Annotated in this window: 12 protein-coding genes; 2 read left to right on the forward strand and 10 right to left on the reverse strand. The window is 68.4% G+C overall.

The features are described from left to right. Positions 1–161: 161 nt before the first annotated feature. From ASF16_RS15345 to ASF16_RS15370, 6 genes are all read right to left on the reverse strand, one after another. Positions 162–1,556: an FAD-dependent oxidoreductase gene (locus tag ASF16_RS15345; protein ID WP_056168684.1), complete on the reverse strand. Its 1,395-nt coding sequence runs from the start codon at positions 1,554–1,556 to the stop codon at positions 162–164. Continuing rightward, positions 1,553–1,831 carry a 2Fe-2S iron-sulfur cluster-binding protein gene (locus ASF16_RS15350; protein ID WP_056168687.1) on the reverse strand — a complete coding sequence of 93 codons (279 nt, stop codon included), beginning with the start codon at positions 1,829–1,831 and terminating at the stop codon, positions 1,553–1,555. The genes ASF16_RS15345 and ASF16_RS15350 overlap by 4 nt, the downstream gene beginning before the upstream one ends. After that, the gene (locus ASF16_RS15355) at positions 1,828–2,949 is read right to left on the reverse strand and encodes an FAD-binding oxidoreductase (RefSeq protein ID WP_056168691.1); all 1,122 of its coding nucleotides are present in this window, start codon (positions 2,947–2,949) and stop codon (positions 1,828–1,830) included. The genes ASF16_RS15350 and ASF16_RS15355 overlap by 4 nt, the downstream gene beginning before the upstream one ends. Positions 2,950–3,124: 175 nt before the next feature. After that, positions 3,125–4,078, reverse strand: a complete 954-nt coding sequence (locus tag ASF16_RS15360; protein WP_056168694.1) for a 4-hydroxyproline epimerase — start codon at positions 4,076–4,078, stop codon at positions 3,125–3,127. A gap of 167 nt (positions 4,079–4,245) precedes the next feature. Next, positions 4,246–5,394 (reverse strand): branched-chain amino acid ABC transporter substrate-binding protein, encoded by a 1,149-nt coding sequence (locus ASF16_RS15365; protein WP_056168697.1) that lies wholly within the window; start codon positions 5,392–5,394, stop codon positions 4,246–4,248. Between the two features lie 113 nt (positions 5,395–5,507). Further along, positions 5,508–6,425 (reverse strand): dihydrodipicolinate synthase family protein, encoded by a 918-nt coding sequence (locus ASF16_RS15370; protein ID WP_056168700.1) that lies wholly within the window; start codon positions 6,423–6,425, stop codon positions 5,508–5,510. Positions 6,426–6,768: 343 nt separating this feature from the next. Here ASF16_RS15370 and alaS point away from each other — a divergent pair, with 343 nt between their 5' ends. Together alaS and ASF16_RS15380 are read left to right on the forward strand one after the other, a co-directional pair. Continuing rightward, the gene (gene alaS, locus ASF16_RS15375) at positions 6,769–9,396 is read left to right on the forward strand and encodes an alanine--tRNA ligase (RefSeq protein WP_056168703.1); all 2,628 of its coding nucleotides are present in this window, start codon (positions 6,769–6,771) and stop codon (positions 9,394–9,396) included. Between the two features lie 419 nt (positions 9,397–9,815). Next, the gene (locus tag ASF16_RS15380) at positions 9,816–12,821 is read left to right on the forward strand and encodes an HD domain-containing phosphohydrolase (RefSeq protein WP_056168706.1); all 3,006 of its coding nucleotides are present in this window, start codon (positions 9,816–9,818) and stop codon (positions 12,819–12,821) included. A gap of 76 nt (positions 12,822–12,897) precedes the next feature. Here ASF16_RS15380 and ASF16_RS15385 read toward each other — a convergent pair whose 3' ends face one another. From ASF16_RS15385 to ASF16_RS15400, 4 genes are read right to left on the reverse strand one after another with little or no spacing between them, the layout of a single operon-like run. Then, positions 12,898–13,947, reverse strand: a complete 1,050-nt coding sequence (locus ASF16_RS15385) for a GGDEF domain-containing protein (RefSeq protein WP_056168709.1) — start codon at positions 13,945–13,947, stop codon at positions 12,898–12,900. A gap of 34 nt (positions 13,948–13,981) precedes the next feature. After that, entirely contained in the window at positions 13,982–14,740 is a 759-nt protein-coding gene (trmB, locus tag ASF16_RS15390) for a tRNA (guanosine(46)-N7)-methyltransferase TrmB (protein ID WP_235507388.1), read from the reverse strand. After that, positions 14,737–15,750, reverse strand: coding sequence for a tRNA glutamyl-Q(34) synthetase GluQRS (gene gluQRS, locus ASF16_RS15395; protein ID WP_082516942.1), 1,014 nt, complete (start codon positions 15,748–15,750; stop codon positions 14,737–14,739). Before gluQRS ends, trmB begins: the two co-directional genes overlap by 4 nt. Next, a complete protein-coding gene (locus tag ASF16_RS15400) occupies positions 15,747–16,889 on the reverse strand; it encodes an NAD(P)/FAD-dependent oxidoreductase (RefSeq protein WP_156372083.1) in 1,143 nt (380 codons plus the stop codon). Before ASF16_RS15400 ends, gluQRS begins: the two co-directional genes overlap by 4 nt. Between the last annotated feature and the right edge of the window lie 63 nt (positions 16,890–16,952).

A 16,952-nucleotide genomic window follows, 5' to 3' on the forward strand; every position in this document is an offset into this window, starting at 1 on the left:
CCGGTGTTGTAAGTGTTGTGTTTGGAACGGAATCTTAGTGGCCTCAGGGTATGACCCCGCGGGCGCCACGGCAAGCAGCGCGTGTGCGCGGGGGGGGGCTGATGTTGCTCGATGGCAGTGGAGGCGCGAAAGGGGACCAGCCACCGCGCAGTGGCGCCTTGTCAACCGGTGTGCCGCGGGGCCTCGTCGGCACGGATGCCCGTTGCTGCCAGCGTGCCGATGCGCACGGGCGCCAGCAGGTGCCGCGGCGGGGCGGGCGTCCACCCCAGCAGGTGGTGCGTGGCTGCGCCGCAGATGCGGCCCTGGCAGGCGCCCATGCCGCAGCGGGTGTGCAGCTTGGCGTCGATCCAGCCGGTGCGCTGGGCAAGGTCGGCGTAGCGCACGTCTTCGCAGCGGCACACCAGCGTGTCCGGCTCGGCCAGCCGGCGCAGCGCGGGCTGCAGCGCAAAGTGCCGGTGCAGCGCGTCCGCAAAGGCATGCCAGCGGGCGCGCTCGGCGTGCAGTGCGCGGGCGGCGGCGATATCGCCCACAGCGATGTGGCCGGCAATGGCACCTTCGGCGCGCGAGCGCTCGCTGCCGCCAAAGCCGGTGCACTCCCCCGCGGCCAGCAGGCCCGGCACAGCATCGACGGGGTGTGGTTCGCCGGGGCCGTGGGCGGCGCCACCGCGCAGCAGTCGCTGGTCCGCATCGACCGCCAGGCCCTGGCGCTCGCTCACGCGCCCGCCAAGCATCTGGCCGAGTTCGGTGTTGGGCACCAGGCCAAAGCCGCAGGCCAGGCGGTCGCAGGCGACCTGACGCTCCTGCCCGCCCTGGCGGAGCGTGACCGACTGCACCGCGCTGTGTAGGTTGTGGGCGCCGTGGGCGCGCACCACATGGCTGTCGGCGCGGTACACCGCGGGCAGCAAGGCTGCGGCCTGTACGGCCTTGCCCGGCCAGCGCACCAGGCTGGCACCAAAGCGGGCCAGCGCAGTCCAGGGGGCCTGCTCGGCCACGGCGACGACCTGTGCGCCGGCTTGGCGGGCGGTGCGCGCAGCCGCCAGCAGCAGCGGGCCGCTGCCCGCCACCACGATGCGCTGGCCGGCCACCGGCAGGCCGCCCTTGATGAGGGCCTGCAAGCCGCCGGCGCCGGTCACGCCCGGCAGCGTCCAGCCGGGGAAGGGCAGCAGCAGTTCGCGCGCGCCGGTGCACAGGATGATCTGGCGGGCGTGCTGCACCCAGCCGCCCTGTGCGTCTTCGAGCCACAGCGCATGCAGGCCCGCGCTGCGCGCCGTCTGCTCGGCCAGGCCCACCACGCGCGTGCCGCAGCGCAACTGCACATGGGCGTGGCGCTCCAGCGCTTTGCGTTGCTGCCGGGCGGCGGGGGGCAGCGTGACGCCCGGGCCGTCGCGCCAGATCTGGCCGCCAGGGGCAGGGTTGTCGTCCAGCAGCACGATGCGTGCGCCGCTGGGCGCAGCCGCCAGCGCGGCGGCCAGCCCGGCAGGGCCTGCGCCCACGATGAGCAGGTCGCAGGTGGAGGGTGGGGCGTCGGGGGATGCGGTGGGAGTGGCGGTGGTCATGGTGGGCTGCTGTTCGCGGTCTGCAAGCCGGTGGCCACCTGCATGCCGTCGCGGCACAGCGTCTGGCAGGCCAGGCGGCGCACGCCGTCGATCTGCACGCGGCATTCGTGGCAGATACCCATGCCGCACAGCGGGGCGCGCACCTCGCCGCGCACCGAGCGGCGCGTGGCGCCCGGCGGCTGCGCTTGCGCCAGGGCCGCGGCCACGGTGGTGCCGGGGCGCACCTGCACGGAATGGCCGTCCAGCGACAGGGTGATGGTGGCGGGGTCGGTCATGCCTGCAGCGATGCGAAACGGTGGGCTGCGAAGGGCGCAGCGTCGAGCGGCAGCGGGGTGCCCGTGATCTGCGCAGCCAGCAACTGCGCCGTGGCCGGTGCGGTGGTCACGCCCAGCCCCTCGTGGCCCACGGCCAGCCAGAGGTGCGGGCGGTGCGGGTGCGCGCCGATGATGGGCAGGCCATCGGGCGTGGCCGCGCGAAAGCCTGTCCAGGTGCGGATGGCGTTCAGGTCGGCCAGGCCCGGCAGGTACTCCAGCGCGCGCTGCAGCATGCGCGCCAGCACGGCGTCGTTGACCGCCGGGTCGGTGGTGTCGAATTCGCGCGACGAGCCGATCAGCAGCTGCCCCGTAGGCCGCGGCTGCACGTTGAAGGCCACCGACGTGCCGTCGCTGTGGTGCGCGCTGGTGATGTAGCCCAGCTCCACCAGCTGGTGGTGCACGGTGCCGGGGTAGCGGTCGGTGATGAGCAGGTGGCCCTTCTTGGGGCGCAGGGGCAGGCCGGGGCACAGCGCGGCGGCGTGGATGCCGCTGGCCAGCACGATGGCGCCCGCCTGGCGCGTGCTGCCGTCCCGCAGCGTGGCGCACTGGCCGTCGATGTGCACGACCTCGGCCTCTTCGATGCACAGACGGCCAGGGCCGCCGTGCAGGGCGGCGTCGTCCAGCAGCCACTGCGCGGCGCGCGGGGCGTACACCACGCTGTCAGCAGCAACGCGCAGGGCACCGGCCATGCCGGGGCGCAGTGCCGGCTCGGCGCGCGCCAGGGCGGCAGCGTCGAGCAGTTCGCAGTCCACGCCGTGGGCTTGCAACGTGGCGCGCTTGTCCTGTGCGGCCTGCAGCTCGGCGTCATTGGCGGCCAGCCACAGCGTGCCGCAGGCGCTGAAGGCGCAGCCCGCATCCATGCGCGGCGCCCAGGTGTGCCAGAGGTTCAGCGACGCTTGGCTGAGCGCGAGCTCCGCCGGGTTGTCGTCCATCAGCACCAGGTGCCCCATTCCGGCCGCAGTGGCGCCGCCCAGGCGCGCGTCGACGATGCGCACCGACAGCCCGGCCTGCACCAGCGCGTGCGCGCAGGCCGCGCCGATGATGCCGGCGCCGATCACGAGGACATCGGTGTGCTGCATGGCAGAAAAGTACGCAGTGCGCTGGGGGATGGATTGCAGGCGTTCACGCCGTTTCGTGTCGCCAACTGCCGGTGGACAGCGCGCGCTCCGAGCGCGTGGACGGCCAGCAACGGCCGCCCTGCAGCACAGGCCGTTGTCCCCCTGGGGGGAAGGCGCGCAGCGACACCGGGGGCCTTCACAGCTTGATGCCCCAACCGAAAGGGTCGTTGTCTTCGATGAGCAGCGTGGCCTCGGCGCTCATGTGGGCACGGCCGCGCAGGGTGGGGATGACCTTGCCGCCGCCGTCAACGGCCAGCGTGTAGCTGGCCTCGAACTCGCTGCCGATGATGCTGGCCTGCCGCCACACCTGGCCCGGCTGCAGCTTGCCGTCGGCTGCGAGACATGCCACCTTGGCGCTGGTGCCGGTGCCGCAGGGCGAGCGGTCGTAGGCCTTGCCGGGGCACAGCACGAAGTTGCGGCTGTCGGCCGGGTCATCGGTGCGGTCGTCGTCGGCAAAGAGTTCGATGTGGTCGATCTCGCCGCCGTTGTCGCCGCGGATGCCCTGGTCCTTCAATGCCTGCTGGACTGCGAAGGTGTAGGCCGTCAGGGCATCGAGGTTGTCGCTGGCCACGCGCTGGCCGTGGTCCGCCACCAGAAAGAACCAGTTGCCGCCCCAGGCCACGTCGCCCACCACGCGCCCATAGCCCGGCACGTCGACTGCCAACTGGTGGTGCAGGCGGTACGCCGGCACGTTGCGCACGCTGACCGAGCCGTCATCGTGCAGCGTGGTGGTGACGGTGCCCACGGGCGTCTCGATGCGGTGCTCGCCCGGCGTGATGCGGCCCAGGTAGGCCAGCGACGCGACGAGGCCGATGGTGCCGTGGCCGCACATGCCCAGGTAGCCGGTGTTGTTGAAGAAGATCACGCCCGCCGCGTTGGCAGGGTCTTGCGGAGCGCAGAGCAGGGCCCCCACGATCACGTCGTTGCCGCGCGGCTCCAGCACCGTGGCCGCCCGCCATGCATCGTGCTGGCTGGCCAGCAGCGCGCGGCGCTCGGCCATGCTGCCTGCACCCAGGTCGGGAAAGCCGCCAACGATAAGCCGCGTGGGCTCGCCGCCGGTGTGGGAGTCGATGATCTGGATGCGTTTCATGGTGGCGAGTCGATGAGGGTTGTGAGGTTCTGGACGAATTCGAAATCGTAGCGGGCGCAAGATAGCGCGCCGGCCAATACCAGCGCCCCCGCGCAAGGGCCGCCCCGCCGCGCTGGGGGCGTCCCCCCTCGGGGGGGGAAGGCGCCGCAGGCGACTCAGGGGGGGCTTCAATAACTCGCCAAGGGAAAGGGCGCAGCGTTGCGGAAGGTCAGCACCGTGATGGGCGCCTGCTTCAGATTGCCCTTGTCATCGTAGGCATAGGTGCCGGCCACGCCCTGGTAGCTGGCGCTGTACATCTGCGCGCCCACCTTCGCGGGCTGGGTGGAGTTGGCCTTTTGCATCGACTCGCCCATGAACATCACCTGGTCGTAGTAAGACGCCGCATACGCGTCGGCATCCAGCTTGAAGCGCGCCTTGTACTTGGCCTTGAAGGCCGGGCCGTTGGCGGCTTTGTCGAGCATGGTGCCGCCCTGTGCGCAGAACACGGTGTCGTTGACGGCGTCGCCGCCGAGCTTGCCGACCTCGGGGCTGCACAGGGTGTCGCCGCCCAGCAGCTTGGCGGTCAGGCCCAGCTGCTTCATCTGCCGCGCCATGGGGGCCGCCTGCGGGGCATAGCCGCCAAAGAAGATCGCCTGCGGCTGCTTGCCCTTGAGGCTGGTGAGGATGGACAGGAAGTCCGTGGACTTGTCGGTGGTGAACTCCTGGCCCACCACGGTCAGGCCCTGCTTCTTGGCCTCTTTGGTGAACTGGTCGGCCACGCCCTGGCCGAAGGCGGTGCGGTCGTCGATCACGGCCACCTGCTTGACCTTCATCACCTGGGCGGCGTACACGGCCATGTTGGAGCCGATCTGCGTGTCGCTGGCGATGATGCGAAACAGGTTCTTGTAGCCGCTCTCCGTCACCTTGGGGTTGGTGCCCACGGTGGACACCATCGCACCGCCGTCGCTGTACACCCGCGACGCCGGGATGGCCACGCCCGAGCAGTACGGGCCCATGACGAACTTCACGCCGCTGTCCACCAGCTTTTGCGCCACGCTGACGCCGGTGCGGGCGTCGCACTGGTCGTCTTCGGACACCAGCTCGAACTTCAGCACCTTGCCTTCGACGGTGATTTTTTTGGCGTTGAGCTCCTCGACGGCCAGGCGCACGCCGTTCTCGTTGTCCTTGCCCGCAAAGGCATTGGGGCCCGAGAGCGGGCCGCTGTGGCCGATCTTCACCACCTGCTCCTGGGCGCTGGCGTGGTGGGCGTGGCCGGCCAGCATCAGCGCGGCGATGGCGGCAGGGGTCAGGGCGCGAAATCCGAAAGTACGTGTCATGGGAAACCTTCTGAACAGGAGCCACCTTGTGGGTGTGCGGTGAGGGAAAAGGCCGCTGTCGTCTGGGACCCGGCGGTGCGGCCCGGCGGTGCGGTCTGGCAGGTCGGGCCTGCTCAGGCCACGGACTGGTACTGGGTGGGGCGGGTGTCGAGCGCCTTCTTCACCACGCTTTCGACGAACGCGCGCTCTTCGCCCACCAACGGCAGGCGGGGGCGGCGCATGTGCTCGGTGCCCACGCCGACGAGTGCGTCGATGAGCTTGAGGTTTTGCACCAGCTTGTTCGATACATCGAGGTGCAGCATCGGCGTCATCCACTGGTACAGCGGCAGCGCCTCGGCAAACTTGCCGGCCTTCATCAGGTCGTACAGCGCCACGGTCTCGCGCGGGAAGGCGCAGCCCACGCCAGCCAGCAAGCCGTCGCAGCCCAGTGCCAGGCCTTCGTAGGCCAGGTCGTCCACGCCCAAAAAGAGCTGGTAGCGGTCGCCCACGGTGTTGCGCAGGTCGGTGATGCGGCGGATGTCGCCCGTGCTTTCCTTGATGGCGGCGATCCACTCGCAGTCGGCCAGCTCGACCATGTGCTCGGGCTTGAGGTCCACGCGGTAGGCCACGGGGTTGTTGTAGACCATCAGGGGGCGCTGGGCGGCGCCCGCCATGGCGCGCACATTGGCCATGGCCTCGCGGGCATCGGCGACGTAGATCACCGAGGGCATGACCATGTAGCCGGCCACGCCGAGCTTGTTGGCGCCGTCGATGTAGCGCAGGGCCTCGCGGGTGCTGGTCTCGGACACGTTGGCCAGCACCGGGATGCGGCCGTCGGCGGCGTCGAGCGCGATCTTGGCGACCTGGAGCTTTTCTTCCAGGCTGAGCGTGCTGGCTTCGCCCAGCGAGCCGCAGGTCACCAGGCCATGGATGCCGTTGCGGATCTGAAAGTCGATGTGCCGGGCCGTGCCCTCGGCGTCGATGGACTCGTCGGCGTGGAACTTGGTGGTGATGGCGGGAAATATGCCTTGCCAGCGGGGTTGGGGGTTCACGGATGCTCCTTCGGGGGTGAGGGTGAAGCGCTGCTGCTTCGGTGGATTTATAAATATATTAACAACATATCTAAAATTCACAAGCGGGATTTTCAGCAGGGCAGGAGGGGGACTGCAGCGCCAGGGCACACCCGCAGAAGTCCGTGGATTCAGTGATGGGGAGTCATCGCCTTGGTTGAGGGCGGAGGGTTTTTGGACCCTGATGGCTTGAGGTGCCCGCCTGTCGCTGCCCAACCACGGCCCCCATGGAGAGCAAACCTATAATGAAAGGTTGGTCCCGATGGGCGGCCCGCAGGCATTGGCCTGCAGGGCGGCCTGCTGTGTGAAACCACTCCTACACACCATGAGCACTCCCACTTTTTCCGTCGCAGACATCCGCAAGTCCTTCCTGGACTTCTTTGCCTCCAAGGGCCACACCATCGTGGCGTCGAGCCCGCTGGTGCCCGGCAACGACCCCACGCTGATGTTCACCAACTCGGGCATGGTGCAGTTCAAGGACGTGTTCCTGGGCACCGACAAGCGTCCGTACAACCGGGCCGTGTCCGTGCAGGCCTGCCTGCGGGCCGGCGGCAAGCACAACGACCTGGAGAACGTGGGCTACACCGCCCGCCACCACACCTTCTTCGAGATGCTGGGCAACTGGTCGTTCGGCGACTACTTCAAGCGCGAGTCGCTCAAGTGGGCGTGGGAGCTGCTGACCGAGGTCTACAAGCTGCCCAAGGAGCGCCTGCTGGCCACCGTCTACCAGGAAGACGACGAGGCCTATGACATCTGGACCCAGGAAATCGGCCTGCCGCCCGAGCGCGTGATCCGCATCGGCGACAACAAGGGCGGCCGCTACAAGTCCGACAACTTCTGGATGATGGCCGACACCGGCCCCTGCGGCCCCTGCTCGGAAATTTTCTACGACCACGGCGACCACATCCCCGGCGGCCCGCCCGGCAGCCCCGATGAAGACGGCGACCGCTTCATCGAGATCTGGAACAACGTGTTCATGCAGTTCGACATGGCCGCCGACGGCTCGGTCACGCCGCTGCCCGCGCCTTGCGTGGACACCGGCATGGGCCTGGAGCGCTTGGCCGCCATCCTGCAGCACGTGCACAGCAACTACGAGATCGACCTGTTCGACGCGCTGATCAAGGCCGCCGGCCGCGAAACCGGCGTGACGGACCTGGACAACAAGAGCCTGCGCGTAATTGCCGACCACATCCGCGCCACCGCCTTTTTGGTGAGCGACGGCGTGATCCCGAGCAACGAAGGCCGCGGCTACGTGCAGCGCCGCATCGTGCGTCGCGCCATCCGCCACGGCTACAAGCTGGGCAAGAAGACGCCGTTCTTCCACAAGCTGGTGGCCGACCTGGTGCGCCTGATGGGCGATGCCTACCCCAAACTGCGCGAGCAGGAGCAGCGCATCACCGAGGTGCTCAAGGCCGAGGAAGAGCGCTTCTTCGAGACGCTGGCCAACGGCATGGAAATCCTGGACTCGACCCTGGCCGGTGGCGCCAAGGTGCTGCCCGGCGATGTGGCCTTCAAGCTGCACGACACCTACGGCTTTCCGCTGGACCTGACCAACGACGTGTGCCGTGAACGTGACGTCGAAGTGGACGAGGCTGGCTTCAAGGCCGCCATGGAAAAGCAGAAGGCCCAGGCCCGCGCTGCCGGCAAGTTCAAGATGGACAAAGCGCTGGATTACACCGGTGACGTCAACCAGTTCACCGGCTACGACCAACTGGCCGAAACCGCAAAAATCGTCGCCATCTACGTGGACGGCACCAGCACCGCAGCCCTGAAGACTGGCCAGACCGGCGTGGTGGTGCTTGACACCACCCCGTTCTACGCCGAAAGCGGCGGTCAGGTGGGTGACGAAGGCACCATCACCAGCGGCTCGGCACGCTTTGTGGTGGGCGACACGCTCAAGGTGAAGGCCGATGTGTATGGCCACCACGGCACCCTGGAAGAGGGCACGCTGAACGTGGGCGACACGGTGCAGGCCGAGGTGAACACGGCCCTGCGCGCCGCAACGGTGCGCAACCACTCGGCCACCCACCTGATGCACAAGGCCCTGCGCGAGGTGCTGGGCAGCCACGTGCAGCAAAAGGGCAGCCTGGTGAACGCCGAGCGCACCCGCTTCGACTTTGCGCACAACGCAGCAGTCACCGATGCCCAGGTGCGTGAGATCGAGCGTCTGGTGAACGAGGAAATCCTGGCCAACCACCCCACGCAAGCCCGTGTGATGGACATCGAATCGGCCCAGAAGACCGGCGCGATGATGCTGTTCGGCGAGAAGTACGGCGAGACCGTGCGCGTGCTGGACATCGGCTCCAGCCGCGAGCTGTGCGGCGGCACCCACGTACAGCGCACGGGCGACATCGGTCTGTTCAAGGTCGTGGCCGAAGGCGGCGTGGCCGCAGGCGTGCGCCGCATCGAGGCTGTGACCGGCATCAATGCGCTGGCCTACCTGCAGCAGCTTGAAAGCACCGTGAACCAGGCTGCCGGCACGCTCAAGACATCGGCGACCGAGCTCAATGGCCGCATCGGCCAGGCGCTCGACAACGTGCGCGCGCTGGAGAAGGAAGTGGCCGCCCTGAAGGGCAAGCTGGCGTCCAGCCAGGGCGACGAACTGGTGAACCAGGCGGTAGAGATCAAGGGCCTCAAGGTGCTGGCCGCTGCGCTGCCGGGTGCCGATGCCAAGACCTTGCGCGACACGATGGACAAGCTCAAGGACAAGCTCAAGACCGCCGCCATCGTGCTGGCGGCCGTGGACGGCGACAAGGTGCAGATCGCCGCGGGCGTGACGGCCGACAGCGTTGGCAAGCTCAAGGCCGGTGAGCTGGTCAACTTTGTGGCCCAGCAAGTGGGTGGCAAGGGCGGCGGCAAGCCTGACATGGCCATGGCCGGTGGCACGGATGCGTCCAAGCTGCCTGCTGCACTGGCATCGGTCACGGGCTGGGTGACGCAGCAGCTGGGCTGATCGGCGGGTTCTGGACCACGTGGCCGGGCTGACGTCTGGCCAGGTGGTCTAGGCGGTCCAAGTGGTCCAGAGACCGATCCAGGCGGTGGCGCAACGAAAGAAGTCGTGACGCTGGTGGTCGGTGGGGCTGAGGCGTTTGCCGAGCACATCACGGGAAAAGGGGCACTGCCCCTTTTTTTGCGCCTGGCCGATGCGCCAGTGCCCGACCGAATCGCGCCGAGTCCTACCGAGTCCTACTGACAGTGAATGAGTTCGGAGGAGTTTGACTGCGCTCGACAGCACCTGTTTGCGCGTCACCTTGGTTGCTGCTGTTGTGCGGGTCTGACTGCGAAGGGGGATGTGTCACGGCAGGCCATCGCACTCTGCCCATGCCAAAAAGAGAGTGACGCACTACAGCCTTTCGCCCTACATTGCGGCGGATGGACTCACCGCGCCCGTCCCAGTCCCAGCCGCTGCCGCCGGGCACCGGTGCGCGTCAAGCCCGCCCCGCCAGGGCGGCAGACGAGCTGCCCTGGTGGCGCCGCATCACCGTCCCTTTCGAGGTGCTCATCGCCTCGGTCGTGGTGCTGGCCATGCTGCTGCTCACGGCGCTGCTGGTCTACCAGGTGGGTACCAGCGCGCGGCAGGCGATGATCGATGCGTCCGACGAGAACGCGCAGCACATCAGCCAGTTGATCAGCGAGCGGGTGCACCGCATCGTGGACCCTGCGGACGCCACCATCCGCCTGCTGGCTTTCGACCCCATCGCTGCGGCCACCAGTTTGCCCGCACGCCTGCATCGCCTGCCGGTGCTGGCCAGCCTGCTGGAGCAGAACAAGCTCTTGTCCGCCGTGTTCATCGGCTACCCCGACGGGCAGTTTCTGCTGCTGCGCCCCATCCGCAATGCGGCCCTGCGCGCACGGCTGGAGGCCCCTGCCGAGGCCGCGTACCTGCTGCAGTCGATGGCGCGGGAGCGCGGCGGTGCCAGCACCGTGGGCCGCTGGAGCTACTACGACGCAAAGCTGCGCCTGATCGATTCGGCCGTGCGGCCCGAATACCGGTACGACCCGCGCAGCCGGCCCTGGTATGCCGACGCGGCGGTGCAGAAGGCGCAGGTGCTCACGGCCCCCTATGTGTTCTTCACCACCCAGGAGGTGGGCGTGACCCTGAGCCAGCCCACCGACGATGGGCGCGCGGTGCTCGGCTTGGACGTGGCCCTGACCGACCTGGGCACCGAGATCGGCAGCCTGCGCCTGATGCCGCGCACCGAAATCGCCGTGGTGGACCCCGATTTGCGCGTGCTGGCCTACCCCGACATGGCCCGCGTGCTGGTGCGCAGCGAAGACGCTGGCTCGCCCCGGCTGGAGCTGCGCACGCTCAGCGCGCTGGGCGTGCCCAGCCTGCAGGCCCTCCAGGCGATGGGGCTCAAGGCCGGGCCGTCGCACCGCTTCATGGCCGACGGCGAGGAGTGGCTGGCCAAGGTGCTGCCACTCACCTCGCCCCGCTGGCAGGGCCTGCAGGTCCTGATGGCGATCCCGACCCGGGAATTGCTCTCGGGCGTGAACGACAACCTGCGCCGCCAGGTCTGGCTGTCGCTGGGCTTGATCGCGCTCATGTTGCCGCTGGGATGGCTGGCCGGGCGCAGGGTGGGGCGCAGCCTGTCGGGCCTGGCCATTCAGGCCCAGGCGCTGGCAAGGTTCGACTTTCGCCGGGCGGCGGTGCGCCGGTCGCCCGTGCGCGAGGTGCGGGCGCTGGGCCAGGTGATGGACCGCATGTCGGAGACCATTCAGGAGTTTCTGGACATTACCCACCACATCAGCGCCGAGTCGCGGCTGGACCTGATGCTGTCGAGCGTGCTGTTCGAGCTGGTGCGCGCCACCAGCTGCACCGCCGGGGCCGTGTACCTGGTGGAGCCGCAGCGCGCCGGGTTGCTGCGCACGGCCCGCTATTGCGAAGAGCCGGACCACCAGTCGCGCTACCCGGACCACCTGCCGATGGGCCACTTCATCAACCATGGCGAGCCGCAGCCCGGCGATGAGCACGAAGACGACGATGCCGAGACCGCCAGCCACCACCGCGTGCTGCGGGTGCAGCTGCGCACGCGCGACGGGCAGCCGCTGGGCCTGCTGGTGCTGCGCTACCGGGTAACGCAGGGGCATGAAGAGGGGCGGGAAGAGGACGTGCATTTTCGGGCGTTTGTCGAGAAGCTCTCGGGCACGCTGTCGGTGGCCATCGAGACGCGCAGCCTGATCGAGGGGCAAAAGAAGCTTTTCGACGCCGTCATCCGACTGATGGCCGATGCCATCGACGCCAAGAGCCCCTACACCGGCGGCCACTGCGACCGGGTGCCGCAGCTGGCCGAATCGCTGATGCAGCGCCTGTGCGATGCCACCGAGGGGCCATTTGCCCCTGTGGCGATGACCGATGCCGAGCGGTATGAATTTCGCCTGGGAGCCTGGCTGCACGACTGCGGCAAGGTCACGAGCCCTGAGCACATCATCGACAAGGCCACCAAGCTCGAAACCCTGCACAACCGCATCCACGAGGTGCGCATGCGCTTTGAGGTGCTGTGGCGCGATGCAGAGCTCGACTACTGGAAGCAGCAGGTGGCGGGCGTGGACCCGGTGCGTTTGCAGCGCGAGCTATTGCAGCGGCGCGACCAACTACAGGAGGAATTTGCGTTCGTCGCCCGGTGCAACGTGGGTGGCGAATTCATGGACGACGCCGACGTGCATCGCCTGGCAGCCATCGCGCGGCAGGTATGGCAGCGTCATTTCGACGACCGGCTGGGCCTGTCGAAGGCCGAGACGGCGCGCCTGGCCCCGGTGCCGGTGCGGCCCTTGCCCGCCAACGAGCCCTTGCTGGCCGACCGGCCGGAGCACATCGTGCCCTGGGGCGACAGGCGTCCGCCGGTCGAGGCGGGCAACCCGGCCAACCGATGGGGCTTCGACATGACGCTGCCCGCGCAGCAGGCGCACCTGGGCGAGCTGCACAACCTGTCCATCCGGCGCGGCACGCTCACGGCGGAAGACCGTTTCAGGATCAACGACCACATCGTGCAGACCATCGTGATGCTGAGCGGCCTGCCGTTTCCGCCGCACCTGGCGCGCGTGCCCAGCATTGCCGGGTCGCACCATGAAAAGCTCGACGGCACCGGCTACCCCCGCCGTTTGACATCGGCCGACCTCACGCTGGCCGACCGCGTGATGACGCTGGCCGATATCTTCGAGGCCCTGACCGCCGCCGACAGGCCCTACAAGCCGCCCAAGACGCTGTCCGAGTCACTGAAGATCATGGCCCACATGGTGCGGGACCGGCACATCGATCCGGAGGTGTTCCGCTTCTTTCTGGAGAGTGGTGCGTGGCGCGACTATGCGCTGCAGTTCCTGCCCGAGGCGCAGCGCGATGCGGTGGATGTGGAGGCGATCCTCGCGTCGCTGGAGTGAGTGTGGCAACCCGAGCCGGGCGCTACGGGTGGTGCAGCTCGGTTGCGGGCTTGCACCCCTTCAAGCAGCCCAGCGGTCAGAACAGCTCGACGTCGTCGTTGGCGACCTTGGCCGCCAGCTGGCCGCTGGACACCAGGTCGTCGTAGAAGCACACCTGGTTGCGGCCGTGTTCCTTGGCGTAGTAAAGCGCCTGGTCGGCCTGGCCCAGAATTTCGACCGGCGAGCCCTGCGAAGTGCTCACGAACCCCAGGCTCACCGTCACGGTGCCTACCTGCGGGAAGTTGTACTCCTGCACCGCCATGCGAAAGCGGTTGAACACGCGGTGCGCCGTGCTGAGCGTGGTGGAGCGCAGCAGCACCACGAACTCCTCGCCACCGAAGCGGAAGATGCGGTCGTGGCTGCGGAACGAGGTGCGCAGGATGTTGGCGATCAGGATCAGCACCTCGTCGCCGTACAGGTGGCCGAAGCGGTCGTTGACCTGCTTGAAGTGGTCGATGTCCACCACGGCCAGCCATTGCTGCACGGGCTCGCTGGGCAGGGGGCCTTCTTCGGGCGCAAAGGATTCGCTGATGGCCGCTGCATTGGCGCTGGCCAGCGCGGTGGCATGGCGCGAGAACTGTTCGTCGAAGGTCTTGCGGTTGAACAGGCCGGTCAGCGCGTCGCGCTCGCTATAGTCCAGCAGGCTCTGGTAGTTCTGGTAGACCTGGAACACGCCCTTGAGCACGTCGAGCTTGTGGGCCGAGAACGGGCGGGACTGCGTGATCTCAAGGCACGTGCTGACCTTGTCCTGCATCCACACCGGCAGCCACAGCACGTACCGGCCCCTGCGGGGCGATGCCAGCGCGCTGTCGCCGTGGTTGGCCACGCATTCGCGCAGGGCGGGGTATTGGTCCAGGGCTTCGCGGCGCGGGTCGGCGGCGGCTTCGGAGTCGGTGGACACCAGGTTGCCGTTGTCGACCCAGGTGCGCGGCCTCACGTGCGGCACGCCGGCGTGGGTGAAAAGCTCCAGGGCCCTCACCTCGACGATGCTGCTGAGCTTTTGCAACGTGGACAACACCGACACTTCCAACCGCAAGTGATCGCGGTGGCCGGTCATCTCAACCAGATTCTGGAGAATGGGCTTCATCGGGGATGTACGTTGGGCCAGCGAGGACACGTTGTCAATGGCGTCTTATGAACACAACATCCCACACACCGTGCCCGAGCCGCAATCCGCGGTTTTCGAACTTGGTGAGGGGTCGGTAGTCGGGCTGTGGGGCAAAGGCTTCTGCAGTGTTCTGCAGCAGCGGCTCGGCGCTCAGCACCTGCAGTATCTGTTCGGCATAGGGCTGCCAGTCTGTGGCGCAGTGCAGATAGCCGCCGGGCTTGAGGCGCGCAGCCAGCTTGGCCACCAGCGGCGACTGGATCAGGCGCCGCTTGTTGTGCTTGGTCTTGTGCCAGGGGTCCGGAAAGAAGATGTGCACGCCGTCAAGGCTGCCCTCGGGCAGCATGTGGTCGATGACTTCGACCGCGTCGTGCTGCAGGATGCGGATGTTGGTGAGCTCCTGCTCGCGGATGCGCTTGAGCAACGCGCCCACGCCAGGCTCGTGCACTTCGCAGCACAGGAAGTTGTCGTCGGGCCGCACCCGGGCGATGTGGGCCGTGGCCTCGCCCATGCCAAAGCCGATCTCCAGCACCAGGGGCGCGCTGCGGCCGAAGGTGGCGGTGGCGTCGATGGGGGCTGCGGTGTAGGGCAGCACGAAGCGCGGGCCGAGATCTTCAAAGGCCTTGGCCTGGCCGGTGGTCGTGCGACCGGCGCGGCGCACAAAGCTCTTGATGGTCTTTGGGTGGGTCACACCGGCGGGAATGCCACTGGTGGTGGCGGGGGCGACGGCAGGGGCTGCGTCGGCGGGGGCTAAGGCGGTGTTCTGTTCAATCACGGTGCGCCATTGTAGTTTCGTCGCCACGCTGAAACCCATGCTTGTAACGCGTCTGAAATGCAACCAGTGTTTGCATCCAACACACCGGGCAGTCCCAGCACGCTGGCCGCTTGTACCGAGGCCTGCGCCGGGCTGCTCAGGTCGAGGGCTTGGGCGCCATTTTGCTTGGACAGCTTTTCGCCGTTCTCGCCACACACCAGGGCCGTATGCAGGTAGCGGGGCGTGGGTACGCCCAGGGCCTGCTGCAGCAGGATCTGGCGCGGGGTGTTGTCGGCCAGGTCTTCGCCCCGCACCACGTCGGTGATGCCTTGCGCAGCGTCATCGACCACCACGGCCAGCTGGTAGGCCCACAGGCCGTCGGCCCGGCGCAGCACGAAGTCGCCCACGGTATCGGCCACGTTCTGCTGCTGGGGGCCCAGGCGGCGGTCTTGCCAGTGCAGTGCGCTGGTTGCTATTGAATTAATAGCTGCTTGCGCTTGCCCATCAGGCGGTAGAGGCCTTTTTTGCTTGAAATCGTGCACATTGAACCGCCATGAGCGCGCCGTGCGGCCCCCCAGGCCATGGCGGCAGGTGCCGGGGTAGGGCAGCGCCGCATGCCGCTCACGCGCATGGCCCAGGGCTGCCTGGGCGTCCTCGATGTCTTTGCGGGAACAGGCGCAGGGGTAGGCGTCGCCTTGCGCGATCAGCTGGTCCAATGCCTTTTGGTAGAGATCGCTCCGCGCGGACTGCCACACGGGCGGTGCGTCCGGCACGAGGCCACAGGCCGCCAATTGCTGCAGGATGAAGGTGTCGGCGCCGGGGATGCAGCGGGGGGTGTCCACATCCTCGATGCGCACCAGCCACTGGCCGCCGTGCGCCCGCGCGTCCAGCCAGCTGGCCAGCGCCGCTACCAGCGAGCCCGCATGCAGCGGGCCGGTGGGCGACGGCGCAAAGCGGCCGATGTAGCCGTCGATACTGCGGCCGACATGGCCGCCGAGTTGCAGGCCCCCCGGGGGCGGGCCAGCCGTCATGCCACGGCGAGTGCCAGCTCCAGGCCCGACACGAAGGCGTCTTCCACACGGTGCCCCAGGCACCAGTCGCCGCAGGCACCCAGGCCCATGCCGGCGTCCCACAGATGGGTCTTGCCCAGGGGGTGGGTGGTCTGGGCATAGCGCCAGCGGCGCGTGTCCGCATGCGCAGGCTGCGCGCGGATGCCGGTCACTTCGGAGAAGGCCTTGAGGAGCTTGGCCTGCACGCGGGCTTCGTCGTCTTCCAGGTGTTCGGCCGACCAGGCGGGGCTGGCCTGCACGGTCCAGCGCTCCACCACGTTTCGGCCGGGCTTGGAGGATTCGCGGGCCAGCCAGGCGATGCGGTGGTGGGTGCTGCGTGCGGCGTTCCACTGCGGGCCGAGCGTCGTGAGGCCGGGGCGCACGGCCTGCGGGTAGGCCAGCATCAGCGTCCAGCAGGGGGCGATGGCGACGGTGGACAACGGGTCGGACAGGGGCGTGTCGATGGCGGAGCTGGCCAGCAGGGCCTGCGCGGGCACGGCCGGCTGGGCCAGCAGCACGGCGTCGAAACCGGCATAGACGTGCTGCGTACCACCGGCGCCTTCGGTGCGCAACTGCCAGCCGGAAGCGTTGACGGCGTCGCGCTCGATGCGCGAAACGCGGGTGTCGGTGATCAGCTGGCCCGCCAGGCGCAGCGGCTCGGCCCAGGTGGCCACCAGCGACTGCATGCCGGGGCTGGCCACCCAGTGCGCCTCGCGGTGCGGCAGCCCTACGGCGGCCACGCGGCCTGCGGCGTCGAGCACCTGCACGGAGTTGGCGCTCCAGCGCTTGCATACGCCGGGCACGGTGTCGATGGCGCGTGCAAAGCGCGGGTCGCGCACGGTGAAGTACTGCGCGCCCGCGTCAAAGTTGCCAAAGGGGCTGTCGATGGTGGCGGTGCGGCCACCGGCGCGGGAGGATTTCTCGAACACCGTCACGCGGTGGCCGGCCTGCACCAGGGTGCGTGCGCAGGCAATACCGGCCATGCCGGCGCCGATGATGGCGAAGTGGCGCTGGGGCTTGCCAGACGCGGTAGTGGGGGCTGCAGGCGCTGCCTGCGGGGTGGAAGCGGGGGCGCTGGTGCGTCGGAGCCGTTTGGCGGGGAGGGGATCAGGTTTGCTCATGGAAGGCCTTTCGGTGACGGTCGACAGGTGAAATGCAATGCAAAACCAACAGGACAAAACCAA

It is taken from the genome of Acidovorax sp. Leaf78 (assembly GCF_001422735.1).
Lineage (GTDB): Bacteria > Pseudomonadota > Gammaproteobacteria > Burkholderiales > Burkholderiaceae_C > Acidovorax.